General features: G+C 45.8%; 24 protein-coding genes. All 24 read left to right on the top strand.

From position 1 onward, the window contains the following. Positions 1 to 30: 30 nt before the first annotated feature. On the top strand, positions 31 to 519 hold the full coding sequence (gene nuoI, locus WH96_RS07715) for an NADH-quinone oxidoreductase subunit NuoI (protein ID WP_047763574.1): 489 nt from the start codon (positions 31 to 33) through the stop codon (positions 517 to 519). A gap of 73 nt (positions 520 to 592) precedes the next feature. Beyond that, positions 593 to 1,207, top strand: coding sequence for an NADH-quinone oxidoreductase subunit J (locus WH96_RS07710; protein ID WP_047763573.1), 615 nt, complete (start codon positions 593 to 595; stop codon positions 1,205 to 1,207). A 2-nt stretch (positions 1,208 to 1,209) separates the two neighbouring features. Then, entirely contained in the window at positions 1,210 to 1,521 is a 312-nt protein-coding gene (gene nuoK / locus WH96_RS07705; protein ID WP_046505092.1) for an NADH-quinone oxidoreductase subunit NuoK, read from the top strand. A 7-nt stretch (positions 1,522 to 1,528) separates the two neighbouring features. Then, on the top strand, positions 1,529 to 3,460 hold the full coding sequence (gene nuoL / locus WH96_RS07700; RefSeq protein ID WP_047763572.1) for an NADH-quinone oxidoreductase subunit L: 1,932 nt from the start codon (positions 1,529 to 1,531) through the stop codon (positions 3,458 to 3,460). A 5-nt stretch (positions 3,461 to 3,465) separates the two neighbouring features. Beyond that, on the top strand, positions 3,466 to 4,992 hold the full coding sequence (locus WH96_RS07695; RefSeq protein ID WP_047763571.1) for an NADH-quinone oxidoreductase subunit M: 1,527 nt from the start codon (positions 3,466 to 3,468) through the stop codon (positions 4,990 to 4,992). Positions 4,993 to 5,005: 13 nt separating this feature from the next. Further along, the gene (gene nuoN, locus WH96_RS07690) at positions 5,006 to 6,460 is read left to right on the top strand and encodes an NADH-quinone oxidoreductase subunit NuoN (RefSeq protein WP_047763570.1); all 1,455 of its coding nucleotides are present in this window, start codon (positions 5,006 to 5,008) and stop codon (positions 6,458 to 6,460) included. A gap of 4 nt (positions 6,461 to 6,464) precedes the next feature. Then, positions 6,465 to 7,232, top strand: a complete 768-nt coding sequence (locus WH96_RS07685; RefSeq protein WP_047763569.1) for a biotin--[acetyl-CoA-carboxylase] ligase — start codon at positions 6,465 to 6,467, stop codon at positions 7,230 to 7,232. A gap of 14 nt (positions 7,233 to 7,246) precedes the next feature. Continuing rightward, positions 7,247 to 8,023, top strand: a complete 777-nt coding sequence (locus WH96_RS07680) for a type III pantothenate kinase (protein ID WP_047763568.1) — start codon at positions 7,247 to 7,249, stop codon at positions 8,021 to 8,023. A gap of 12 nt (positions 8,024 to 8,035) precedes the next feature. Beyond that, positions 8,036 to 9,721, top strand: coding sequence for a ribonuclease J (locus WH96_RS07675; RefSeq protein ID WP_047763567.1), 1,686 nt, complete (start codon positions 8,036 to 8,038; stop codon positions 9,719 to 9,721). A gap of 13 nt (positions 9,722 to 9,734) precedes the next feature. Then, positions 9,735 to 10,139: a methylmalonyl-CoA epimerase gene (gene mce, locus WH96_RS07670; protein ID WP_047763566.1), complete on the top strand. Its 405-nt coding sequence runs from the start codon at positions 9,735 to 9,737 to the stop codon at positions 10,137 to 10,139. 18 nt (positions 10,140 to 10,157) lie between these two features. Beyond that, complete coding sequence (locus WH96_RS07665; protein ID WP_047763565.1) at positions 10,158 to 10,400, top strand: DUF1467 family protein; 243 nt, start codon at positions 10,158 to 10,160, stop codon at positions 10,398 to 10,400. 176 nt (positions 10,401 to 10,576) lie between these two features. After that, positions 10,577 to 10,966, top strand: a complete 390-nt coding sequence (locus tag WH96_RS07660) for a hypothetical protein (RefSeq protein ID WP_156176741.1) — start codon at positions 10,577 to 10,579, stop codon at positions 10,964 to 10,966. A gap of 173 nt (positions 10,967 to 11,139) precedes the next feature. Next, on the top strand, positions 11,140 to 12,459 hold the full coding sequence (gene proS, locus WH96_RS07655) for a proline--tRNA ligase (protein WP_047763563.1): 1,320 nt from the start codon (positions 11,140 to 11,142) through the stop codon (positions 12,457 to 12,459). 26 nt (positions 12,460 to 12,485) lie between these two features. After that, entirely contained in the window at positions 12,486 to 13,730 is a 1,245-nt protein-coding gene (locus WH96_RS07650; RefSeq protein WP_047763562.1) for a lipoprotein-releasing ABC transporter permease subunit, read from the top strand. Next, the gene (locus tag WH96_RS07645; RefSeq protein WP_047763561.1) at positions 13,723 to 14,403 is read left to right on the top strand and encodes an ABC transporter ATP-binding protein; all 681 of its coding nucleotides are present in this window, start codon (positions 13,723 to 13,725) and stop codon (positions 14,401 to 14,403) included. Before WH96_RS07650 ends, WH96_RS07645 begins: the two co-directional genes overlap by 8 nt. Before the next feature lie 188 nt (positions 14,404 to 14,591). Further along, complete coding sequence (gene dnaE, locus WH96_RS07640) at positions 14,592 to 18,077, top strand: DNA polymerase III subunit alpha (protein ID WP_047763560.1); 3,486 nt, start codon at positions 14,592 to 14,594, stop codon at positions 18,075 to 18,077. A 218-nt stretch (positions 18,078 to 18,295) separates the two neighbouring features. Further along, positions 18,296 to 19,141: a 30S ribosomal protein S2 gene (rpsB, locus tag WH96_RS07635; RefSeq protein WP_047763559.1), complete on the top strand. Its 846-nt coding sequence runs from the start codon at positions 18,296 to 18,298 to the stop codon at positions 19,139 to 19,141. Between the two features lie 96 nt (positions 19,142 to 19,237). Continuing rightward, on the top strand, positions 19,238 to 20,164 hold the full coding sequence (gene tsf / locus WH96_RS07630) for a translation elongation factor Ts (protein WP_047763558.1): 927 nt from the start codon (positions 19,238 to 19,240) through the stop codon (positions 20,162 to 20,164). A 177-nt stretch (positions 20,165 to 20,341) separates the two neighbouring features. Further along, the gene (pyrH, locus tag WH96_RS07625; protein ID WP_047763557.1) at positions 20,342 to 21,058 is read left to right on the top strand and encodes a UMP kinase; all 717 of its coding nucleotides are present in this window, start codon (positions 20,342 to 20,344) and stop codon (positions 21,056 to 21,058) included. Between the two features lie 53 nt (positions 21,059 to 21,111). Next, positions 21,112 to 21,633, top strand: coding sequence for a ribosome recycling factor (gene frr, locus WH96_RS07620; protein WP_047763618.1), 522 nt, complete (start codon positions 21,112 to 21,114; stop codon positions 21,631 to 21,633). Between the two features lie 26 nt (positions 21,634 to 21,659). After that, positions 21,660 to 22,376, top strand: a complete 717-nt coding sequence (locus WH96_RS07615) for an isoprenyl transferase (RefSeq protein WP_047763556.1) — start codon at positions 21,660 to 21,662, stop codon at positions 22,374 to 22,376. Further along, on the top strand, positions 22,339 to 23,163 hold the full coding sequence (locus tag WH96_RS07610; protein ID WP_156176740.1) for a phosphatidate cytidylyltransferase: 825 nt from the start codon (positions 22,339 to 22,341) through the stop codon (positions 23,161 to 23,163). The genes WH96_RS07615 and WH96_RS07610 overlap by 38 nt, the downstream gene beginning before the upstream one ends. 80 nt (positions 23,164 to 23,243) lie before the next feature. Beyond that, entirely contained in the window at positions 23,244 to 24,365 is a 1,122-nt protein-coding gene (locus WH96_RS07605; protein ID WP_047763554.1) for a 1-deoxy-D-xylulose-5-phosphate reductoisomerase, read from the top strand. Positions 24,366 to 24,478: 113 nt separating this feature from the next. Further along, a complete protein-coding gene (rseP, locus tag WH96_RS07600; RefSeq protein ID WP_047763553.1) occupies positions 24,479 to 25,567 on the top strand; it encodes an RIP metalloprotease RseP in 1,089 nt (362 codons plus the stop codon). Positions 25,568 to 25,615: the final 48 nt, after the last annotated feature.

The raw sequence follows: 25,615 nt of genomic DNA, 5'->3' as shown, positions 1-25,615 counted from the left end.
ATAAAAAGAAATATGGAGAGATAGAGGACGATGGCTTTTATGAAAAACCCAGTCCGCAGTCTTCTTTTGACCGAACTGCTTTCCGGTATGGCCTTGACGCTTAAATACTTCTTTAAGCCAAAGGTTACCCTTAACTATCCATACGAAAAGGGGCCAATTAGCCCGCGTTTCCGTGGAGAGCATGCTTTGCGTCGCTACCCGAATGGGGAAGAGCGTTGTATCGCCTGTAAGCTGTGCGAAGCTATTTGCCCGGCACAGGCGATTACAATCGAAGCTGAGCCGCGTGATGACGGCAGTCGCCGAACAACACGCTATGACATTGATATGACGAAGTGTATCTATTGCGGATTTTGCCAAGAGGCTTGCCCGGTCGACGCTATTGTCGAGGGACCAAACTTTGAGTTTGCGACCGAGACACGTGAAGAGCTTTTCTATAACAAAGACAAGCTGCTTGCGAATGGCGACCGTTGGGAAACCGAAATTGCGCAGAACATCGCGCTGGATACTCCTTACCGCTAAAAGCTTGGGATAAAAAAGTGTTTATGAAAAAAATCATATGCCAACACCAGGCCTATAAAGAAAGGGTAGCCAAATGATCATTCAGGCTCTCGTCTTCTATCTATTTGCAGCAGTTGCCATCGCTTCGGCAGTTATGGTGATTTCTTCGAAGAACCCGGTTCATTCGGTTCTTTTTCTTATTCTTTGCTTCTTCAATGCGGCTGGTCTTTTTGTCCTGATGGGCGCTGAATTCCTCGCGATGATCCTAGTGGTCGTCTATGTTGGGGCTGTGGCCGTACTCTTTCTCTTTGTCGTTATGATGCTTGATATTAACATCGAGCGCGCACGACAGGGTTTTAAACAATATCTGCTGATTGGCGGCTCTATCGGTCTGGTTCTCTTTTTGGAACTTGTCGTGATCTTGTCTTCATCATTTACAGCACCCGATGCTGTCGCTACAGCGGCGGTACCAATTCCGGATATGGACACTGTCCATAACACACGGGCCTTGGGGCAGGTACTTTATACTAAATACGCATATCTCTTCCAGGCGTGTGGTTTGATCTTGTTGGTTGCGATGGTCGGGGCAATTGTTCTGACGCTTCGTCAACGTGACGGTGTTCGTAAACAGGTTATTTCTGATCAAATCAATCGTAGCCGTGAAGAGTCCGTTGAAATCAAAAAAGTATCCAGCGGGAGTGGAATCTAACCATGTTAGAAATTGGTCTAGCCCATTACCTGGTTGTCGCGGCTGTTCTATTTACGCTAGGCATCTTTGGTATCTTTCTGAACAGAAAGAATGTCATTGTTATCATGATGTCTATTGAGCTCATGCTCTTGGCCGTGAACATCAATTTTGTGGCTTTCTCTACCCATATGGGTGATCTGGTTGGTCAGGTCTTTGCCGTCTTTATTTTGACTGTTGCTGCTGCTGAGGCCGCGATCGGTCTGGCGATCCTGGTTATCTACTTCCGTAATCGCGGGTCTATCGCGGTTGAAGATATCAACATGATGAAGGGCTAATCCGACGATGGAAAACTTTATAGTCTTTCTCCCTCTGTTAGGTTCGTTTATTGCTGGCCTGTTTGGCAAGTGGATTGGCGATCGCGGAGCACAAGTGCTAACCACTGGGTTACTACTTGTATCAGCTGTTTTATCATTCGTTGTTTTCTTTGATGTCGCTATCGATGGAAACGCGAGAGTAACGCCTTTGTTTACGTGGATTAATTCCGGTGACTTCCAGTTATCCTGGGCGTTGAAGGTTGATACGCTTACAGCCGTAATGCTGATTGTTGTAACTGTTGTTTCATCAATGGTGCATCTCTATTCAATCGGCTACATGTCCGAAGACAAGTCAATTACACGCTTCTTTTCGTACCTATCTCTTTTCACCTTTTTCATGCTGATGCTGGTTACCTCTGATAATCTGGTTCAGATGTTTTTTGGTTGGGAAGGTGTTGGTCTGGCGTCATACTTGCTGATCGGTTTCTGGTATGAAAAGGCTTCGGCCTGTTCGGCGGCGATGAAAGCGTTTCTGGTCAACCGCGTTGCCGATATTGGCTTTGCCCTCGGCATCATGGGTGTTTTTGTTCTCTTTGGTTCTGTTAACTTCGCTGAAATCTTCCCTCAGGCTGAAGGGCTGTCGACTGCTCAGTTCACATTCCTTGGCTATGAAGGGCATGCCCTGACGATTATATGTCTGTTGCTCTTTATTGGTGCCATGGGTAAATCGGCTCAGCTTGGTCTTCACACTTGGTTGCCTGATGCGATGGAAGGTCCGACACCTGTTTCTGCGCTTATTCACGCGGCGACGATGGTGACAGCAGGTATCTTCATGCTCTGCCGTTTCTCGCCTGTGTTTGAATATGCACCTGCAGCCCTTGAAGTGGTTACTTACGTTGGAGCGGGAACAGCTTTCTTTGCAGCGACTATCGGTCTGACACAGTTCGATATCAAGCGCGTGATTGCCTATTCAACCTGTTCACAGCTTGGCTATATGTTCTTTGCGATTGGTGTATCTGCTTATGGTGGCGCAATCTTCCATCTGATGACACACGCTTTCTTTAAAGCCTTGTTGTTCTTAGGTGCAGGCTCTGTCATTCATGCGATGCATCACGAACAAGATATGCGCAAAATGGGTGGTATCTGGAAAATGATCCCGGCGACCTACCTTCTGATGTGGATTGGGTCAATTGCCTTGGCAGGTATTCCGCCGCTTTCTGGATATTTTTCGAAAGATCTTATCCTTGAAGCTGCTTATGCTGATCATTCTACACAGGGTATGTTTGCCTTCTGGGCGGGGACAGCTGCGGCCTTTATGACAGCGTTCTATTCCTGGCGTTTGCTGATCATGACCTTCCACGGCGATCCACGTGCTGACGAACACACAATGAAGGGTGTTCATGAATCACCAATGGTGATGATGATCCCACTCCTTGTGCTTGGTGTTGGAGCTCTTTTTGCCGGTTGGTTGGGATACAACTATTTCGTCGGTGATCTTAAAGAAACATTCTGGGGTGATTCACTTCTGGTTCTAGCAGCAAATGATACAGTTGAAGCGGCACATCATGTTCCGACGTGGGTTAAACTTGTACCATTAATAGCTGCAATTAGCGGGATTGTACTGGCATATGTGTTCTATATGTTTGTGCCCAGCCTTCCGGCGACTTTCGTGTCTATTATCAAACCAATCCATACTTTTGTTTACAGAAAATGGATGTTTGATGAGCTCTATGACTTCCTCTTTGTTCGTCCTGCCGTCAAGATCGGCCGTTTCCTCTGGAAATCAGGGGATGGCGCTGTAATTGACGCTTATGGGCCTGATGGTGTTAGTTCTCTTACACGCACTCTTGCGGGTAAAGCGAGCCGTCTGCAAAGCGGATATGTCTATCACTACGCATTTGCCATGTTGATTGGGGTTGTTGCCCTAATTACCTGGTACATCGTTTCCAACGCAGGTTAAGGGCTATGCAAGATCATATTCTCTCAATTGTGACCTTTGCCCCTTTGTTGGGTGCGCTCATCATTCTTCTTATCCGGGGGGATAGTGAAGAGGCTGTTGCCAAAAACTCACGCTGGGTTGCCCTCTGGGTATCCGGTGTGACTTTTGCGGTCTCTCTTCTTCTCTGGACTAATTTTGAACGCGGAACTGCCGAATTCCAGTTTGTAGAAGAAGTTGAATGGATGCCATCACTTGGTCTATCTTATCGGATGGGCGTGGATGGTATCTCTGTTCTCTTTGTTCTGCTTTCAACACTTCTGACGCCAATTTGTATTATCTCTTCATGGGGTGCTGTGAACAAGCGTGTGAAGGAATACATGGTTTCATTCCTTATTCTTGAAACCATGATGGTTGGCATGTTCTGTGCGCTTGATATCGTTGTCTTTTACATCTTCTTCGAAGGTGTATTGATACCAATGTTCCTGATCATCGGTGTGTGGGGCGGTGCGCGTCGTGTTTATGCAGCCTTCAAACTGTTCCTCTACACGTTGGCTGGTTCTGTACTGATGTTGGTTGCTATTCTCGCAATGTATTCCTTTGCAGGTACAACTGATATCACAACGTTGATGACGACGACTTTCCCGTCAGAAATGCAGAAGTGGCTCTGGATTGCTTTCTTTGCATCTTTTGCAGTGAAAGTTCCGATGTGGCCTGTTCACACATGGTTGCCTGATGCGCACGTGGAAGCACCAACAGCAGGATCTGTTATTCTTGCCGGGGTACTCTTGAAAATGGGCGCTTACGGCTTCCTGCGTTTCTCGCTTCCGATGATGCCTGAAGCATCGGTGTATTTCACGCCGTTGGTTTATACGCTTTCTGTTGTCGCGGTGATCTATACATCACTTGTTGCTCTGGCGCAGGAAGATATGAAAAAGCTGATTGCTTATTCTTCCGTTGCGCATATGGGTTATGTGACAATTGGTATCTTTGCGGCAAACCAACAGGGTATCGAAGGCGCTATTTATCAGATGCTGTCACATGGTGTTGTCTCTGCCGCGCTCTTCCTTTGCGTGGGCGTTGTCTATGACCGGATGCATACACGTATGATTGCGGCTTACGGTGGCGTTGTTGACAAGATGCCGGTCTATGCCCTTATGTTCATGGTCTTTATGCTCGCATCTGTCGGCTTGCCGGGAACGGGTGGTTTCGTTGGTGAATTCCTTGTTTTGGTCGGTGCTTTCAAAGCTAATACCTTGGTTGCGGCTCTCGCCGCTACAGGTATGGTTCTGGGTGCTGCCTATATGCTTTATCTGTATCGCAAGGTTATTTTCGGGAAACTTGAAAAGGATGATGTTAAGGCACTTCTTGATCTGAACTGGAGAGAGAAAGCGGTCTTTGCACCTTTGATCGTTCTAACACTGTGGATGGGTATTTATCCACCAAGTTTCCTGGACATTATGTCTGCATCAGTAAGTAATCTTATCACTAACTATGAGACTGCAATTGCAGCCTCGAATGCCGCGCCGATGTTTGCGCAGGTCTTTGGTCAATAGAGGGGCTATCAAGATGATCACAACAGATCTATCAATGGCATTGCCCGAGATTTTCCTGGCATGTTCTGCAACGGTGCTACTGATGTATGGTGCTTATGCTGGCAATAAAACGGCTGGGTTTGTGTCGGCCTTGTCAGTTGCTGTCATTGCTGTCGCTTTCGGCTTGATCTTCTTTGGAGGGCAAAAGCAGGGCGTGGCATTCGGGGGGCTCTTTGTTGTTGATGCCTATGCGAACTATATGAAGCTTGTTGCTTTGACGGCATCCGGTTTTGGTATTTTGATGACCCAGCGTTTCGTAGAACGTGAAGGCATGGCTCGGTTTGAAATCCCTGTGCTGATGGTCTTGGCAACACTTGGCATGATGATGATGATCTCGTCAAATGACTTGATGTCACTATATGTCGGTTTGGAACTGCAGAGCTTGGCGCTTTATGTTATTGCCGCCATTCGTCGCGAGAATCTTCGTTCTTCAGAAGCCGGTTTGAAGTATTTTGTCCTGGGTGCCTTGTCTTCAGGTATGTTGCTCTACGGTTGTTCCATGGTTTACGGATTTACCGGAACTACGGACTTTGACACGCTGGGAACAGTTATTTCCGGTCTTGCAGCTGGTAATGAGTCCCCACAGGTTGGTCTTGTTGTTGGTCTGGTCTTTGTTTGTGCCGCGATCGCGTTCAAAATTTCAGCTGTACCATTCCACATGTGGACACCGGATGTATACGAAGGTGCGCCAACACCAGTAACAGCCTTTTTCGCTTCTGCGCCAAAGGTTGCTGCCATTGCACTGTTTGCAAGGTTGTTAAGTGATCCATTTGGATCGTTGGTTGCGGAGTGGCAACAGATCATTGTGTTTGTCGCACTTGCGTCCATGATTTTAGGTTCTCTTGCTGCGATCAAACAAACCAATATCAAACGTCTGATGGCCTATAGTTCCATCGGTAATATTGGTTATGCACTGGTTGGTCTGGCTGCCGGAACGCAGGCTGGTGTCGAAGGTCTTGTTATCTACATGACCATCTACATCTTTATGAATATGGGAACCTTTGCCTGTATTCTTAGCATGCGCCAAAAAGGCAACATGGTCGAAGGCATTGATGATCTTAAAGGCTTAAGTAAAACCAGCCCGGCAATGGCATTGGCCTTGACGATATTCATGTTCTCTATGGCTGGTATTCCACCGCTGGCAGGTTTCTTTGCCAAGTATGTGGTTTTTGCTGCTGCTGTGGACGCCGGACTGACAACATTGGCTGTGATCGGTATCCTGACCTCTGTGATCGGTGCGTTTTATTATCTCCGCATTATTAAAGTCATGTATTTTGATGAACCAAGTGGATCTTTCGACAAACCAATTGGTGCTGAAATGACATTGGTACTGACAGTGACAACTGCCTTTATCGTGTTCTTCATTTTGTTCTCATCACCGATTATGGATGGCGCAGCTGTAGCTGCGTCGTCTCTCTTTGCCGGGTAAAGATATGACAGAGGGAACCTCATCCCTTGTAATCCCGTCTTCTTTTTCAGTGATCTGTAAAGAAGAGGTTGGCAGTACAAATGATGAGGTTCGCCTTCTTGCTGAACAAGGGGCCCGAGACGGAACGATCGTCTGGGCCCTTCGTCAATCTGCAGGGCGAGGACGTCAAGGGCGTACATGGGTTAGTCCTGTCGGTAACCTTTATTTTTCGACACTTTTGCGTCCTGAAAGATCTATTGCCGAAGCTGCCAATCTAAGCTTTGTCGCGTCTTTGGCTTTGTCGGATGCTATTCGAAAATTAGATAGAAAACTTGTTCCCGGATTGAAGTGGCCAAACGATGTTTTACTTTCCGGAAAAAAGGTGTCTGGTGTCCTGCTCGAAAGTAAGGCTGATCGTTCCGGCAAGCTCGATTATCTGATCATGGGGGTCGGGGTAAACATCGAACACTATCCAGATGATGCCCGCTACCCTGCGACGAGTTTACGCGAACAGGGCCTTTCTGATGAGGTTGAAGCGGATAAATTACTGGAAAGCTTTATCAATAGTTTTGACGCCAGATATAAACTATGGAAGAAAGAAGGCTTCGACAGTGTGCGTTCAGCCTGGCTGGATCAGGCACATGGCTTAGGTGAAAAAATTTACGTCAGGCTTCCCGGCGAAACTCTATCCGGACGTTTTGTTACCATCGATAAAGATGGCGCATTGGATTTGGATCTGGAAAGTGGCAAACAGCGTTTGGTTACTGCAGGGGATGTCTTTTTTGCTTCTTAAAAACGAGACAGACAATGCTGCTTGTTATTGATTCAGGTAATACAAATGTGGTTTTTGCCGTTTATGATGGGCATGACCAAAAAGGCCATTGGCGCGCGACCAGCGATAGCAAAAAAACCGCTGATGAATATGCTGTCTGGTTAACGCAACTTATGGCCTTAAAAGGCCTAGAGCCAAAAGATATAACGGGTGCCATCCTTGCGAATGTTGTCCCTGCGTCAAACTATAATCTGAAAACCCTGTGCCAGAGTTATTTTTCCTGTACGCCCCTGATGGTCGAGCTGGGTAAAATTGATTTGGGATTAAAAATTAATATTGATCAACCTGAACAAGCGGGTGCTGACCGCCTTGTGAATGCTGTGGCTGGGTATCAACGCTATGGTGGCAACCTGATCCTGATTGATTTTGGAACGGCCACAACCTTTGATATTGTTGGTACTGACGGTGCGTATGAAGGGGGCGTTATTGCGCCAGGTGTTAATCTGTCTATCGAAGCACTTTATATGGCCTCTGCAAAGCTCCCTCGAATAGATATCAAAGCTCCTTCACAAGTAATCGGTAAGGCAACAGTTCCCGCGATGGAATCCGGGATCTTCTGGGGCTATATATCTATGGTCGAGGGCATGGTACAACGCATCCGCCATGAGTATGGTGCACCGATGAAGGTAATTGCAACGGGAGGTTTGGCGCAGTTATTTGATACGGCGACAGATGTCATTGATCATATTGATAAAGATGTAACCCTTCGTGGCTTGATCGCCATCTATGAATTAAATAGTCAAAAGACTTAAGTTAGGTAAGAAATGCGTAAAGCGGTTGTCGCTAAAAAAGACGAACTCTTTTTCCTGCCCCTTGGTGGTACAGGTGAAATTGGAATGAACCTGAACCTCTATGGCCATAATGGTAAATGGCTGATGGTGGATTTAGGAATTTCCTTTGCCGATGGTGCTCGCTACCCGGGTATTGATGTCATCATGCCGGACCCGACTTTTATCGAGGAGCAGAGGGAAAACCTTGTTGGCTTGGTTCTGACCCATGCGCATGAAGATCACATCGGTGCTGTTCCTCATTTATGGTCTGAATTGCGGTGCCCGATTTATTGTACGCCTTTTACCAAGTCGATGGTTTATTCCAAGCTGGTTGAAGCTGGTATCGAAGACGAAGCCGAGATTACTGTTATTCCGGTTGCAGGAACATTTACCGCGGGACCATTTGAAATTGAGTTGGTTTCCATGACCCATTCGATTCCTGAACCAGCTTCCCTGTTGATTAGAACAGCATGTGGCACGGTTTTCCATTCCGGTGACTGGAAGTTTGATCCCGAACCCTTGGTCGGACCACATTATGACAAGCAGCGTCTTCAGGCGTTGGCTAATGAAGATATTCTGGCGATGGTTAGTGATTCAACCAATGTCATGTCTAACAGTGAATCCGGATCTGAAGCTTCTGTCCGCAACGGGCTTGTCGATGTTATTGCAAAATGCACAGGCCGGGTTGCTGTAACGTGTTTTGCCAGTAACGTCGCAAGGGTTGAATCCGTTATGAAGGCGGCAGAAATTTGTGGCCGTCGTGTTGTATTACTTGGGCGCTCCATGCATCGGATTTATGCTGCTGCCCGTGAAAATGGCTATCTGAAGACTGTCGCACCATTGCTGTCTGAGGATGAATTTTCCTATATGCCGAAGAGTGAGGTGCTTGTTCTCTGTACGGGGAGTCAGGGCGAACCCCGCTCTGCACTGTCACGTTTGTCAAAGGATGGCTTCAAGCATGTATATCTGGAAGAGGATGATACGATTATCTTCTCGTCCAGAATAATCCCGGGTAATGAGACATCAATCTTTAGGCTTCAAAACAATCTATCTGAATTGGGTGTTCGGGTGATTACTGATCGGGACGAACATGTCCATGTATCCGGTCATCCGGGCAAAGAAGAAGTTCGCAAGCTTTATGAGTGGGTGCAGCCTAAAGTTTCTGTACCTGTTCATGGTGAGGCGCGGCATCTACGTGCGCATGCTAAGTTAGCTGCTGAGTGCGGTGTTAAAACTCAGATTGTAGCTAAAAATGGTGACCTTATTCGCTTGGCCCCTGGGAAAGCAGAAAAGATTAAAGAAATAGATTCTGGGCTTCTCGCGATAGAAGACCGTCGCCTCATTCCGATCGATAGTCCGATTATCAAAGCGCGTCAGAAAATGATGTATAACGGATCGGCTGTTGTTTCCTTGGTCATCGACGAAGCAAACATGCTGGCAGATACCCCTCAGTTGACAGTTCAGGGCGTTCTTGATCTCGATGAAGAGTTTGACGATTTTGAAGACGCAATCGATTATCTGAAAGATATCTTTGGTACGCTTAAAAAATCAGAGATGAAAAACGATAGTATTGTACGCGAAGTTGCTATTCGTGCTGTACGGCGTCATTTTAACAAACTCTACAGCAAAAAACCTGTCACGGATGTACATATTGTCCGACTAGCTTCCTATTTGGATTAAAAGAGGTTTAACAATGATTGGTCGTTTAAATCATGTTGCGATTGCGGTGCCCGATTTGAATGCAGCGGTAGCACAATATAGTGATGTGTTGGGTGCGGAAGTCACGGAAGCCGTAGATCAACCAGATCACGGTGTAACAGTCGTCTTTGTCAATCTTCCCAACACCAAAATTGAGTTCCTTTATCCCCTGGGTGAGAATTCTCCGATTGGTAATTTTCTGGAAAAGAACCCTGCGGGTGGTATTCATCATATCTGTTATGAGGTTGATGATATTATTGCTGCACGGGATAAACTTAAAGCAGAAGGAGCAAGAGTACTTGGGGACGGTGAACCGAAAATTGGCGCACATAACAAACCGGTGCTCTTCCTGCATCCAAAAGATTTTTGTGGAACCCTTGTTGAGCTGGAACAGGCTTAAGTCGAGAGAGTATGATAGATGAACTGGGTTACAGGTATTCTTGTTTACATTATTATTTGGTGGTTGATATTTTTCATGGCGCTTCCCTTTGGTGTTCGAGCTGAAGATAACCCTGAAGTCGGTCACGAACCTTCGGCCCCCAAAAATCCGATGCTTTTACGTAAAGCGCTTATTACCAGTGCTATTGCGGGTGTTTTGTGGGGCATTGCTTATTACGTCATCACCAACAAATTGATTACAATTGGTGAGCTGACCTATTAGCTAAAAGAGGCAAGCAGGAAAGTGTTATAGATTTATAAAGGGCCTGTTGATATTATTATCAGTAGGCCCTTTTTGACTTATTTTCTTAATATGGTGTGATAATGCTTTGTTATCATTGTTCTTCTTTGCGAAATATTTTTCACTTATTTGCAATGATTCCCGTGTTTTTCTTGGGCATGACTGTTCCTGCGCAAGCAGAAGTAAAGTCATCGGAAGAAGGTGTGATAACGATTGAAGAAGAAGATTGTCGTCGATTGATGCTTCACCATCCGAGTGATGATGTCGCTTATACGTCGGGAGTAACCAAACGAGGTAAAAAAATTGTTCCGGCGGATTTGAATGCGCAGCCGATTGTTCTTCCGGAAATTATTCGCATCCCGATAACAGTTGATATGTTTGAGCGGTATAACATCCCGGCGAACAAAGCGAATTTTGAAGCTGATGCCGAGATCGGTGTTGTTGAAGTACACAAAAACGGTGATGCCTTTTTTAATGGCCAACAGCTTCAAAGTGAGGAGCAACGAGAATTATCCCTGAAGTGTCAGGAAATATTAGACAGAGAGTAGTTTTCCGCTTCTTACCTGATATCCTAAACAAGCTTATAGTTCTTAGGAAAAGCTTGTTTTTCTGTCATGGACAAGTGCCATTTCATCCCATATATATGACCGCATACTTTTCAGTCCTATAACTGAATTGTTCCTTATTTATTATTAATCTCATAGCATTCCAGGATATCCAGATGCGCCTTTCTGCTTATTTCCTTCCAACATTGAAGGAAAACCCAACCGAGGCACAGATTGTCTCTCACCGTTATATGCTTCGTGCGGGCATGATCCGTCAGGCAACATCTGGAATCTATTCTTGGTTGCCGATGGGCTTAAAAGTCCTTCGTAAGGTCGAGCAGATTATCCGCGAAGAGCAAAACCGGGCAGGGGCACAGGAAATCCTGATGCCAACAATTCAGCCCGCTGATTTGTGGCGCAAATCCGGTCGTTATGATGACTATGGCAAAGAAATGCTGCGTATCGAAGATCGCCATGGCCGCGATATGCTCTATGGACCAACCAACGAAGAAATGGTCACAGAAATCTTTGCCAATGCTGTAAAAAGCTACAAAGATCTTCCGAAAAACCTGTATCACATCCAATGGAAATTCCGCGATGAAGTTCGCCCGCGTTTTGGTGTGATGCGTGGTCGTGAGTTCTTTATGAAAGACGCCTACTCTTTCGATATTGATTTCGAAGCATCCAAGGCTGCATACAACCGAATGTTTGTTGCCTACTTGCGCACCTTTGAGCGTTTGGGATTGCGGGCGATCCCGATGGCTGCTGATACAGGGCCAATTGGTGGTGACCTCAGTCACGAGTTTATCATTCTTGCCGATACAGGTGAGTCCGAAGTGTTCTGTCACTCTGACTTTCTGGAAAAAGCATCCCCATCTTCTGATGTTGATTATAGTGGTGATTTGCAGCCGATTGTTGATGACTGGACCAGCATCTATGCGGCAACGGATGAAATGTACGTCAAAGAAGATTTCGAAGGATCTGTTCCTGAAGATAAAAGAATGCAGTGCCGCGGTATTGAAGTGGGACATATCTTTCACTTTGGTACTAAATACTCTGAGCCAATGGGGGCTTATGTCCTTAACAGCGAAGGTGAAAACGTTCCTGTCTTTATGGGCTCTTACGGTATCGGTGTTTCCCGTCTCTTGGGTGCGATTATCGAAGCCAGCCACGATGAGAACGGTATTATTTGGCCGGAAGCAGTGGCACCGTACCAAGTTGGTTTGATCAACCTGAAAGCCAAAGATGAAGCCTGTGCAAAGGCTTGTGATGATCTTTACCAGAAGTTTAATGCAGCTGGTGTTGATTGTTTATACGATGATCGCGATACATCCGCTGGTGCCAAATTCAAAGACATGGATCTGATTGGTTTACCATGGCAGATGGTTATCGGACCACGCGGCCTTAAAAATGGCGTAGTTGAGTTGAAAAATCGCAAGACTGGTGAGAAAGAAGAGCTAACGCTGGAAGCTGCTCTTTCTAAATTAGGCCTTTAGGATTTAGACGGGAAGAGAGATAGTTTATGGTTTTTGGTGCTTTTGAGCGCATGGTGGCCTTACGCTACCTCCGTTCCCGTCGTAAAGAAGGGTTTATTTCTGTTATTGCGGGCTTCTCCCTTGTTGGTATTGCCCTAGGCGTTGCGACCTTGATCATTGTCATGTCCGTCATGAATGGCTTTCGTCAGGAACTTCTTGGTCGGATACTGGGTGTTAATGGTCATCTTGCCGTTGTCGGGGTTCAAGGTGATCTGATCGATTACGAAACGATCGCCGAACGTGTCAGTACTTTATCTGGAGTGAAAAGTGCTACGCCACAGGTGCAAGGGCAGGTCATGGTCACTGCCAGTGGTACCGCCACGGGCGGTTTGGTTCGTGGTATGGCGCCAAAGGATCTCAAAGCACGTAAGTTGATTGCAGAAAAGATTGTCGCTGGATCTCTGGATGATTTCACTGGTGACAATGTCGTTATTGGTGAGCGTCTTGCTAGAAGCTTGCGACTTGGCGTCGGCGACAAGATTACCTTGGTATCCCCTAACAGCTCGGTTACTGTTTTTGGTTCTATTCCGCGTCTTAAAGCCTATACCATTGCCGCGCTTTTTGATATTGGCATGTATGAATACGATAGTAGCTTTATCTATATGACGCTTGATGCCGCGCAGATTTTCTTTGAGTTACCTGAAATGGTAAATACGATTGAGGTTTTTGTTGATAATCCGGATCTGACCAATGTGGTGCGTCGTGATATTCACAACGCGATAGGGACGGGCATTGTCACGCGGGATTGGCAACAAAGTAACGCCAGCTTCTTTAATGCCATTCAGGTCGAACGTAATGTTATGTTCTTGATCTTGTCGCTTATTATCCTTGTTGCGGTTTTCAATATTGTTTCCGGCCAGATCATGCTGGTGAAGGATAAGGGGCGTGATATCGCAATTCTGAGAACCATGGGAGCGACCCGAGGGATGATCTTAAGGGTTTTCTTCCTGAGTGGGGCATCTATTGGTGTTTTCGGGACGCTGGCTGGGTTTGTACTTGGTCTGTCCTTTGCGGAAAACATCGAGACGATCCGGCAATGGCTTGAGGGTTTGTCCGGAACCAATCTTTTTGATGCCGAGATCTATTTCCTTTCCAAGTTGCCAGCCGTTGTTGAAACATCCGAAGTTCTTCAGGTCGTTGGCATGGCTTTGTTCTTTTCATTTCTCGCCCCGATCTTTCCGGCATGGCGTGCAGCACGGTTAGATCCTGTGGAGGCAATCCGCTATGAATAATGAAATGAAAGGCCTAGCCCTTGTTAGTGTGAATAAAGCTTATAAACAAGGGGCGAAAGAATTGCATGTGCTTAATGATGTCAGTTTTGATATCAAGCCGGGTGAATTGGTCGCATTGATCGGTCCTTCCGGGGCAGGGAAGTCAACTCTGTTGCACAGTGCTGGGCTTCTGGAAAAGCCTGATAGCGGTGACATTTTGGTTAATGGAACGCCTTCAGCTTCTTTGAGTGATAAAAACAGAACTGCATTGCGTCGCGATACCATCGGGTTTGTTTATCAATACCATCATTTGCTCCCAGAATTTTCGGCTGTAGAAAACGTTATTTTACCGCAAATGATCACGGGGTTATCCCGTAAAAAAGCACATAAACGGGCAAGTGAACTTCTGGATACGGTGGGGCTTTCCGAACGTATGTCTCACCGTCCGGCGGAATTGTCCGGTGGTGAACAGCAGCGTGTAGCGATTGCGCGGGCATTGGCAAATGCACCATCTGTTCTTCTGGCTGATGAGCCGACGGGAAATCTTGATCCGGAAACAGCAAACAGGGTTTTTGAACTACTGCTAAAGCTTGTTCGTTCTGTAGGGCTTACGGCCTTGATCGCAACCCATAATCACGAGTTGGCAGGACGTATGGATCGGGTTTTACATTTTGAAAATGGTAAAGTTCGCTAAATTTATTATCTAAGTTTGCGCTTTAAATTATTTACTTAAAGATATGAATTTTATAAGTAAATATAGATATTTTTGAAAACCTGATGTCTTTTGATGTCGGGTTTTTATTTTGCATTTTCAGAGCTATCTGGAGTATGACTGGTTCTGGAATTTTACATTACATTTTTATTTGATTTGAGAGTTTCGTCATGGCGTATGCTGACTTTGTTCATCTTCGGGTTCATACAGCTTATTCCTTGTCAGAAGGGGCTATTAAGGCCAAAGAACTTGTCGAGTTGTGCAAGAAACATGATATGCCAGCTGCTGCAATTACGGACAGCAGTAACATGTTCGGGGCGCTTGAATTCTCATTAACTGCCAAAGGGGCGGGTGTTCAGCCAATTATGGGGACGCAGTTAATGGTTGCGCGCCCAGATGCTGATAAGCGAACCGGTGCGATTGTTCCCGAACCTGATCAACTGGTTCTCATAGCTCAAAACCAAAAGGGCTATATGAATTTGATGCACCTGATTTCCCACGCTTTTATGGAGACGGAAACGGGTCTAACGCCACAAGTAACGCTGGCTGATCTTGAACGGAGCAATGAAGGCCTGATCGCCTTGAGTGCGGGGCCAAAAGGTGCTGTAGGGCGTTTATTGTTGGAAAACAGGAACGCAGATGCAGAGGCTATCTTTACACGGTTAGCTAATCTTTTTCAGGATCGGTTTTATGCCGAGTTGATGCGTCATGGTTTACCTGAAGAGCAGGCGGTTGAAGAACGTTTGATTGATCTGGCCTATAAACACGATGTGCCGCTGGTGGCGACAAACGAAGCCTTCTTTGCTGCGGATGATATGTATGTGCCGCACGATGCTCTGATTTGTATAGCGGAAGGTGCTTATGTTTCTCAAAGTGAACGTCGTCGACTAACTGCCGAGCATCGCTTTAAATCTGCGGATGAAATGAAACGCCTTTTCGCGGATATACCAGAGGCTATTCAGAATACCTTGATTATTGCACAGCGTTGTTCCTGGTTTGTAGAACCAATTGCGCCGATCCTACCCCCATTTGATACAGGCGATGGTCGCTCCGAAACCGAAGAATTACGCCACCAGTCAGAAGTGGGGCTGGAAGGTCGTTTGGAAAAACACGTCTTTACCGTCGATATGGATGATGCCAGGCGTGATGAAGTCGCCAAACCATATCGTGAACGTCTCGAATATGAATTGGGGATCATCGAACAGATGGGATTCCCTGGATACTTCTTGATTGTTGCCGATTTTATTATGTGGGCAAAAAATCAGAATATTCCTGTTGGTCCTGGGCGTGGGTCCGGGGCGGGGTCTGTGGTCGCCTGGGTTTTGACTATTACCGACCTTGATCCCTTGCGCTGGGGCTTGCTGTTCGAAAGGTTCTTGAACCCGGAACGTGTTTCCATGCCTGACTTTGACGTCGATTTCTGTCAAGACAAGCGCGATAAAGTGATTACCTACGTACAGGATAAATACGGGCGAGATAAGGTCGCGCAGATTATTACATTTGGTAAGCTGCAGGCGCGCGCGGCGCTGCGTGATGTCGGGCGTGTTTTGCAGATGCCTTACCCGCAAGTTGATCGCTTGTGCAAGCTTGTGCCTAATAACCCAGCCAAACCAACATCATTACCGGAAGCCATTGCACAGGAACCTCAACTCCGGGAGATGGCCAGAACGGACGAAGCCGTCGATAATCTTTTGAATATTGCCCAAAAGATTGAAGGTCTCTTTCGTCATGCTTCAACCCATGCGGCTGGTGTTGTCATCGGGGATCGGCCACTTGATCAGTTGGTACCGCTTTACCGCGATCCACGTTCTGATATGCCGGTTACTCAGTTCAATATGAAATTTGTTGAGCAAGCCGGTTTGGTGAAGTTTGACTTTCTTGGCCTGAAGACCCTGACAGTGCTGGAGCGTGCGTGCGAATTTATACGATCTTCGGGAATATCGATTAATCTGAGCGAGGTACCACTAGACGACAAGGCTTCTTTTGAGTTGCTTGGGCGCGGAGATACCGTCGGTGTTTTCCAGTTGGAATCCACTGGTATGCGTGATGTTCTAAAGCGTATGAAGCCCGATAGGTTCGAGGATATCATTGCGGTGGTGGCACTTTATCGTCCTGGTCCTATGGAGAATATCCCGAGCTATATTTTGCGTAAAAAAGGTGAAGAAACGCCTGATTACATGCATCCGCTGATCGAAGACATCCTGAAAGAAACCTACGGGATTATGATCTATCAGGAACAGGTCATGCAGATTGCGCAACAGCTCTCCGGATACTCCCTCGGGGGCGCGGATTTGCTGCGTCGTGCAATGGGTAAAAAAATCCAAGCGGAAATGGATGCACAACGTAAGATCTTTGTCGAGGGTGCGGTTAAGAATGACGTTAAAGCTGAAAAGGCGGATGAGATCTTTGATCAGGTCAATAAATTTGCGGGCTATGGTTTTAACAAAAGTCACGCAGCAGCTTACGCACTGGTCGCCTATCATACAGCTTATTTGAAGGCGAATTATCCTGTCGAGTTCATGGCCGCGACCATGACTTATGATATATCTAATACAGATAAGTTGAATATTTTCAGACAAGAATTGTCACGTCTTGAAATTCCGTTGCTGGTACCGGATATTAACAAGTCATATGCCGAGTTCATGGTTGAAACGATGGATGACGGTAATAAAGCGGTTCGCTATGCTATGGCTGCGGTGAAGAACGTTGGGGAGCAAGCCATTGAGAACATCACAAATGAGCGAAATGAAAATGGCCCTTTTAACAATCTGACAGACTTTGTCGGGCGCGTTGATTCAAAGACCATTAATAAGCGCCTGGTTGAGAACCTTTCCAAGGCCGGTGCTTTTGATAGCTTGTCACCTAACAGGCAGCAGGTTTTTCTTGGGGCGGAAAATATTGTCCGAAATATTTCGGCGGCGGCACATGAAAGAGAGAGTGATCAGGTTAACCTCTTTGGTGGTGATGATAATACGACCATGATTGATTTAGCTTTGCCGAAGGTGCCCGATTGGCCTGAACTGGAAAAGCTGAAACACGAGTTCGACGCGATTGGCTTTTATCTCTCTGCACATCCGATTGATACCTATACTCAGATTTTAAAGCGTTTGCGGGCTGTTAATATTGCCGAGGCGATTGAGCAAACCAAGAAATACAAAGGGCAGGGTGGTCCTCTTAAAATTGGTGCCATTGTCGTTGGTAAGCAGGAACGGATTTCCAAGAAGGGCTCTAAGTTTGCTTTTGTACAAATTTCAGATGCACATGGTACGATTGAGGCGATGGTCTTTTCGAATGTACTCTTGGCCAGCCGTGAAATTCTAGAGAGCAATGTCCCGCTTTTGGCAACTCTCACAGGGGAAGTGAAGCCTGATGATGATGAACCCCGGTTTCTCCTTCAGGCTGTGACGCCTCTTGATGATGCTGCTTCGTTAACTGATACAGGCCTAAAGCTTTATATTAATTCTGATAAGCCTTTGGATCCATTGAAAACGATACTGGATAATCACGCCGTAAAGGGGCGGGGGCGTATTTCGGTTGTTCTCGGACTAAAAGACGGTCAGGAGCTGGAATTGGAACTCCCAAAAGGTTACACTGTTTCACCTTCTATTCGTCAGGCAATCAAGGCAATCGAAGGCATCGATCTGGAAGAGGTTTAATTCCTTATATCCTGTACTTTTCATGATATAGTTATAATGAATGCACTTATGGGTGAGAAAAGACTTGCATCCTTTGCTCTAGGGGAGTATCACCCGCAACATTACTAAAACAACACGTAGGTCTAACGAGAACAGTTGTTCTTCGTTTCTGGTGTTTCCATCTTGGATGGAGATTACGGCCTGCGGAAGTTTAACCGGAAGAGAAAAGGTTTTATTCTATGGCGCTTCCCACATTTACAATGCGTCAGCTTCTAGAAGCTGGTGTTCACTTCGGTCACACAACTCGTCGTTGGAACCCGAAAATGTCTCAGTACATTTTTGGTGCACGTAACGGCATCCACATTCTTGATCTTGAGCAGAGCGTACCAATGCTCCACAAAGGTCTTGCTTTTACACGTGAAGTTGTTGCCGGTGGCGGTCGCGTTCTGTTCGTTGGAACAAAGCGTCAGGCAAGTGAGAAAATGGCTGAAGCAGCAAAACGCTGTGGTCAGTACTATGTTAACCATCGTTGGTTGGGCGGAATGCTCACGAACTGGAAAACAGTTTCTAACTCTATCCGTCGTCTGAAAGAGCTTGATGAGCGTCTTGACAATGATCAGGGTGGCCTGACTAAAAAAGAACTTCTTAATCTTACACGTCAGCGCGATAAGCTAGAGCGCGCTCTTGGCGGAATTAAGGAAATGGGTGGCATTCCTGATGTGATCGTTGTTATCGACACAAACAAGGAGCACCTTGCAATTGCTGAAGCCGCGAAATTAAAAATTCCTGTTGTTGGTATCCTTGATTCAAACTCTGATCCAGCTGACATCACGTTCCCAATTCCAGGTAACGATGATGCGATCCGTGCGATTAGCCTTTACTGTGACCTCTTTGCCGATGCGGTTATTGATGGTCTACAGCAAGAGTTAACTGCTTCTGGTGCAGATATCGGCGCTTCTGAAGAAGCACCTGCCGAGCAGCTGCCTGAAGAAAAAGCTGCTGAAGAAGCTCCTGCTGAAGCGCCAGTCGCTGAAGCTGCTTCCGAAGAAAAAGCTCCTGCTGAAGCCGCTGCTGCCGAAGCTTAAGCTGTTCGCAAATGAACGATTAGAACGGCGGCTCCAATGCCGCCGTTCTCGTACTTGTGTCTATGTTGATATTTAATTTCTGAAAAGAGATAGAAAATGGCCCAGATTACTGCTGCTCTGGTTAAAGAACTCCGGGATCAGTCCGGTGCCGGCATGATGGATTGTAAAAAAGCCCTTGCCGAAACTGATGGTGACTTAGAAGGAGCCGTTGATTGGCTTCGTAAAAAAGGCCTTGCTGCCGCCGCTAAAAAAGCTGGCCGCGTTGCATCAGAAGGTCTTGTTGCTGTTTCTACAGATGGTGCTAAAGGTGCTGTTGTAGAAGTTAACGCAGAAACAGACTTTGTTTCTCGTAACGAACAGTTCCAGTCTTTTGTTAAAGCTGTTGCTCAGCAAGCTCTGACTGTTGGTGGTGATGTTGAAGCGCTTGCAAACGCTGACTACCCAGGTGGTGAGGGCACTGTTGCTGACGTGTTGACTAAAAACATCGCAACTATCGGCGAGAACATGAGCCTTCGTCGCACTGCTTCTTTGGAAGTTAGCGAAGGTGTTGTTGCTTCTTACATCCACAACCAGACTGCTCCTGGTCTTGGTAAAATTGGTGTATTGGTTGCTCTTGAATCATCTAGCGATGCTGCGAAGCTTGAAGCTTTTGGTAAGCAGGTTGCAATGCATGTTGCTGCTGCTAACCCACAGGCACTTGATCGTGATTCTGTTGATGTTACGGCTCTTGAACGTGAGAAAGAAGTTCTTTCTGATCAAGCTCGTGCTTCTGGTAAACCAGAAGAGATCATCGAAAAAATGCTCGTTGGTCGTCTTCGCAAGTACTACGAAGAAGTTTGCTTGCTAGAGCAAGGCTATGTTATCGATGGTGAAAACTCTGTCGGTAAAGCTGTTGAGCTTTTTGCTAAAGAGCTTGGTGCTCCTGTAAAACTAACTGGTTTCGTACGTTACCAGCTTGGTGAAGGTATCGAGAAAAAAGAAGAAGACTTTGCTGCTGAAGTTGCTGCGACACTCGGTAACTAAGTAAAACACGAATTTGGCCGCGATCTGTTCTTCCAATTGGGAGAGAGGTCGGGGCCATTTTTGTATTCAAAATCACTCGCTTCCACTAGGATTGTCTTTTTTCGAGCACATTTTTACGCTAAAAGAGTGTTCAGATAACAGGATGATTTCGTATCGTAGTGGGCAAAGGAGATCTCTGTGACAGACGCACCCAAATATAAACGTGTTCTTTTGAAGCTTTCTGGTGAAGCGCTTATGGGGAATGGCCAATTCGGACTGGATCCTGAAACAGTAAACCAGATTGCGCTTGATATTAAAGAAGTCGTCACGATGGGCGTTGAGGTCTGTGTTGTTGTTGGTGGCGGAAATATCTTCCGCGGTCTATCCGGCGCTGCTGCTGGTATGGAACGCTCAACCGCTGACTATATGGGTATGCTTGCAACAGTGATGAACTCGCTGGCTATGCAGAATGCTTTGGAACAAGTTGGTGTCGAAACCCGTGTTCAAACCGCTATTCCGATGGACACTGTTGCCGAACCATATATTCGCCGTCGCGCCGAACGTCATCTGGACAAAGGGCGGGTTGTTATCTTTGGCGCTGGTACGGGTAATCCTTATTTCACGACTGACACAGCTGCTGCTTTGCGCGCCTCGGAAATGGGATGTGAAGTGTTACTTAAGGGTACAAAGGTTGATGGCGTTTATTCTGCGGACCCTGTAAAGGATCCAACAGCAGAACGCTTTGAAAGTCTTTCCTATAAGCGTGTTTTTACAGATGATTTAGGTGTTATGGATCATTCTGCTATTGCACTGACGCGGGAAAATAATATACCGATTATTGTGTTTTCTATTTATGAAACTGGTTCTTTCGCCAAAGCTGTCGGCGGCGAAGGCTGTTTTACTATTATTAAATAAGAAGGGGATAGGCTGTGTCGCAAGATGCCCTCATTAAAGATTTATCACGTCGTATGGACGGTGCGCTAGAAGCACTGAACAAGGAATTCACCGGGTTGCGGACAGGTCGTGCGTCTATTGCGCTTCTTGATCCGATTATGGTTGATGCCTATGGTGCTTCTATGCCTCTTAATCAGGTTGGTACTGTCACCGTTCCTGAATCCCGTATGCTTGCCGTTCAAGTGTGGGATAAATCGATGGTTGGTGCTGTTGAAAAAGCAATTAGAGAATCTGGTCTTGGTTTGAACCCTTCCCCAGACGGACAACTGGTTCGTGTGCCGATCCCGCCGCTTTCTGAAGAGCGTCGTAAAGAGTTGACTAAAATTGCAGGTAAGTATTCTGAACAAGGTAAGGTCGCTGTTCGGAATGTTCGTCGCGATGGCATGGAAGCCCTGAAGAAAATGGAAAAAGATGGTGATATCTCTCAGGATGAAATGCATAGCTGGGGCGATGAAATCCAGAAAATAACAGATGCACATATCAAGAAAATTGATGACGCGTCTGCGCAAAAAGAAGAGGAGATCATGCAGGTTTAGGTCTGCATGATTGTTCTGATTTAGCGATGACACAGGGAATACCAAAACATATTGCCGTCATAATGGATGGGAATGGTCGGTGGGCTAATGCCAGACATCTGCCCCGCGCGTTCGGGCACCGTAAAGGTGCAGAAGCTTTGCGCGAGTTGCTTAAGTCGGCAATAAAAATTGGTATTCCCTACATGACTTTCTACAGTTTCTCGTCTGAGAACTGGAATCGTCCTGAAAGTGAAATCAATGATATTATGGGGTTGTTGCGCCGGTATCTACAGAGCGAACTGGCAACATTCCATAAGGCTGGTATTCGCCTGAAGGTCATCGGGGATCGCTCTAAACTTGCAACAGATATTGTTCGTCTGATTGACGATGCCGAGATACAAACCCGCGACAATACAAAGATGACTGTAATCATGGCTTTGAGCTATGGCGGGAGACAAGAAATTGTCGAAGCAACAAAGAAGATTGCGTGTAAAGTTAAAAATGGCGATCTTGATTGCGATGAAATCACAGAAGATGATTTTAATCGAGAGCTATATACGTCGGATATTCCTGATCCGGATCTTCTTATCCGTACTAGCGGTGAAATGCGTATAAGTAACTTTCTGTTATGGCAACTTGCCTATAGCGAGATGGTTTTCATTGAAAAATACTGGCCTGACTTTTCTGAAAAAGATTTGATCTTGGCTATCGAGGAGTACCAGAAACGTGAACGACGTTATGGATCCGCAGCAGAAACAGCCTAAAAAGAGCGACCTACTAGTTCGGTCACTTTCTTCTATTGTTCTTGGACCACCTGTTCTCGCTGCTGTTTATCTGGGATCTCCCTATAGTGATGAACTTATTGTTCTGTCTGGGCTTATCCTTGCTTGGGAATGGGCCTCGTTGTGCTATCGACGCAAGATTAAAGCGCCGGGTTGGTTTCTTGTCGTTGCTATTACTGGATTACTAACCTTCAGTGCTTTTGGGTATACGGACTTTTTTATTCCGGCCCTTTTGTCTTCTACAATTGTTCTCTACGTGTATACGCGGTTTGTTGATAAGGACTCTGGCCTGGCATTTTGGTTAACATTAGGGTTAGTGTATCTCTCAGTTACTACATATTCCTTGCTGTGGTTGCGCAATAGCTATGAGAATGGTTTTGAGATTGTTCTCTGGATTTTACTTGTCGTCTGGTCGACAGATATCGGGGCCTATTTTTCTGGTAAATCAATTGGTGGACCCAAGATAGCCCCAAGTATCAGTCCTAAGAAAACATGGGCAGGTCTAATTGGTGGAATGATATCTGCTGCTGTGATTAGTTATGTTTTCGCTGAAATTACAGAACTATATGATCCAATCATTCTTAGTGTTTCCGGGGCTGTTCTGGCTGTTGTTTCTCAAATGGGTGACTTTTTCGAGTCTCACATTAAGCGCAAATTTGATGCAAAAGATTCAAGTAACCTTATTCCAGGGCATGGTGGCTTGTTTGATCGTGTAGATGGACTCTTGGCTTGCTCACTTTTGGTTTTTCTTATTCATCTTGTATATTGAAGCAGCTGGAACTATGCGCGTTCATCAAACACAAATCGTTGTAAGGTAAGGGTGCCGTAGTGAAGAAGTCTATAACTGTCATGGGCTCTACAGGGTCAGTTGGTACCAGCACGGTGGATTTATTAAGGCGATCGCCAGAGCTGTTTGACGTTGAGGCTTTAACCGCGAACAGAAACGTTGATCTGCTGGCACAACAGGCGGTTGAGCTTAATGCCAAAATGGCTGTTGTCGCTGATGAAGAATCTTATACAGATCTTAAATCAGCTTTGTCGGGTAAAGGCATAGAAGTTGCTGCGGGTGAAGATGCTTTGTTGGCAGCAGCAGCACGTCCGGCTGATCAGGTCATGGCTGCCATTGTCGGCTTTGCCGGATTAGCGCCGACTTTAACCGCTATTAAACGCGGCGCGACCATCTTGTTGGCGAACAAAGAGGCACTTGTTTGTGCCGGGGATTTAATGGTTGAGGAGGTGCGTAAAAATAATGCGACTCTTCTTCCAGTGGATTCAGAGCATAGCGCCATATTTCAGGTTTTTGATTTTGACCATAAATCGGGTATTGATCACATTACCTTAACCGCATCCGGTGGACCGTTTCGATGTTTTTCAAAACAAGAAATGGCAACGGTTATACCTGAGCAAGCTCTTGCTCATCCCAACTGGGATATGGGTGCCAAGATATCAATTGATTCAGCGACAATGATGAACAAGGGATTAGAGCTTATTGAAGCTGCTTATCTGTTTGGTTTATCTGAAGATCGGATAAAGGTTCTTATTCATCCGGAGTCTATTATTCATTCGACAGTCAGTTATATAGACGGGTCGGTTCTTGCTCAATTGGGGAACCCGGATATGAGAACTCCGATTGCCTGTGCGCTCGCTTGGCCTGAAAGAATGAAAGCGCCTGTAAAACAACTGAATCTGGCTGATATATCCCAACTTACTTTTGAGGCGCCGGATCATGATAAGTTTCCTGCACTTGAAATAGCGCGGCAAGCATTGCGAGAGCATAAAACAATTGCTTTTAATGCTGCAAACGAGATTGCTGTAGAAGCTTTCTTGCAGACAAGGATATCTTTCTTGGGTATTTCAGAACTCGTTGAAAAAGCCGTTCATACTTTTGATTCGATTGGTACAGTTTCTCTTGAAACTGTTAAAATGCTGGATAAAGAAGTCCGTAATTGGAGTAAGGCACAGATAAATTGATTTTTTACAGAGTTTGCTCTGCAAAAAAGCTTTTGAATAGGCGAGCAAACGGCTAATATGCCGTGCTTCTTGATAAATATGATTATAATGACAATGGTTACAAGATATATCTAATGGGATTTATTACACCGCTTCTCGCATTTTTAGTGCTTTTAACCATTCTGGTTTTCTTTCATGAACTCGGACATTACTGGGTTGCACGAAAGAATGGTGTAAAGGTTGATGTTTTTTCTGTTGGCTTTGGCCCTGAATTATTCGGATTTTACGATAAAAACCAGACAAGATGGAAATTCAGCATTATCCCCTTGGGTGGATATGTAAAGATGTTTGGAGATGCTGATGTTAGCAGTTCAACATCAGCCGGTAATTCAGATTTATCTCCAGAAGAACTTGCAACAACTTTTAAGGCTAAATCATTAGGTCAGCGTGCTGCTATTGTCGCTGCCGGACCGATTGCGAATTTCATTCTCGCGATTATTCTTTTGACTGGCTTATACAGTTTTGTGGGACAGCCTTATTCAGCGGCGATTGTTGCCAAGGTTATGGAAAATAGTGCGGCTGAAGCTGCTGGCTTTCAGGCTAATGATAAAATTGTTGAAGCTTCTGGTACAGAAATAGATCGTTTCGAGCAGCTTCAACGTCTTGTCCAGTTAGGGTCCGGAGATCCGATTGATGTTGTCGTTGAGAGAGACAACGAGCTTGTTCATCTGACAGTTAAGCCAAAGGTTGATATCTATACTGATCATAATGGTCGCGAAGCAAAGCGTTGGTTGATTGGAATTTTAAGTGATAAATCTTCCTTGAAAACGCATGGCTTTATATCTGCAATTGGCGCTGCGGTCGTGGAAACTTATGATGTTTCCATTGGAACGTTCAAAGCTATTGGCCAAATGTTTAGTGGACATCGCTCTGTCAAAGAGCTTGGTGGTCCCATACAGATTGCCAAGATGTCAGGCATGGCCGCAGAAGCAGGTATAGAGTATTACATAGGGTTAATGGCAATGTTGTCTATTAATCTAGGGCTTTTGAATTTGCTACCTGTTCCAATGTTAGATGGTGGACATCTACTTTTTTATATGATTGAAGCAGTTTCTGGGAAGCCGTTAAATGAACGTGCTCAAGAATATTGTTTTCGAATTGGACTGGCTCTGGTATTGAGCTTAATGTTATTTGTGACCTGGAACGATTTATGGATTACATAAGTCGTTCTAAATCTGCTTGTGAAATCAAGTTCATGCGGGTTACCCGGG

This window comes from Kiloniella spongiae (assembly GCF_001026905.1).
GTDB lineage: Bacteria > Pseudomonadota > Alphaproteobacteria > Kiloniellales > Kiloniellaceae > Kiloniella > Kiloniella spongiae.
This window is presented reverse-complemented; position numbering and strand designations above follow the sequence as displayed.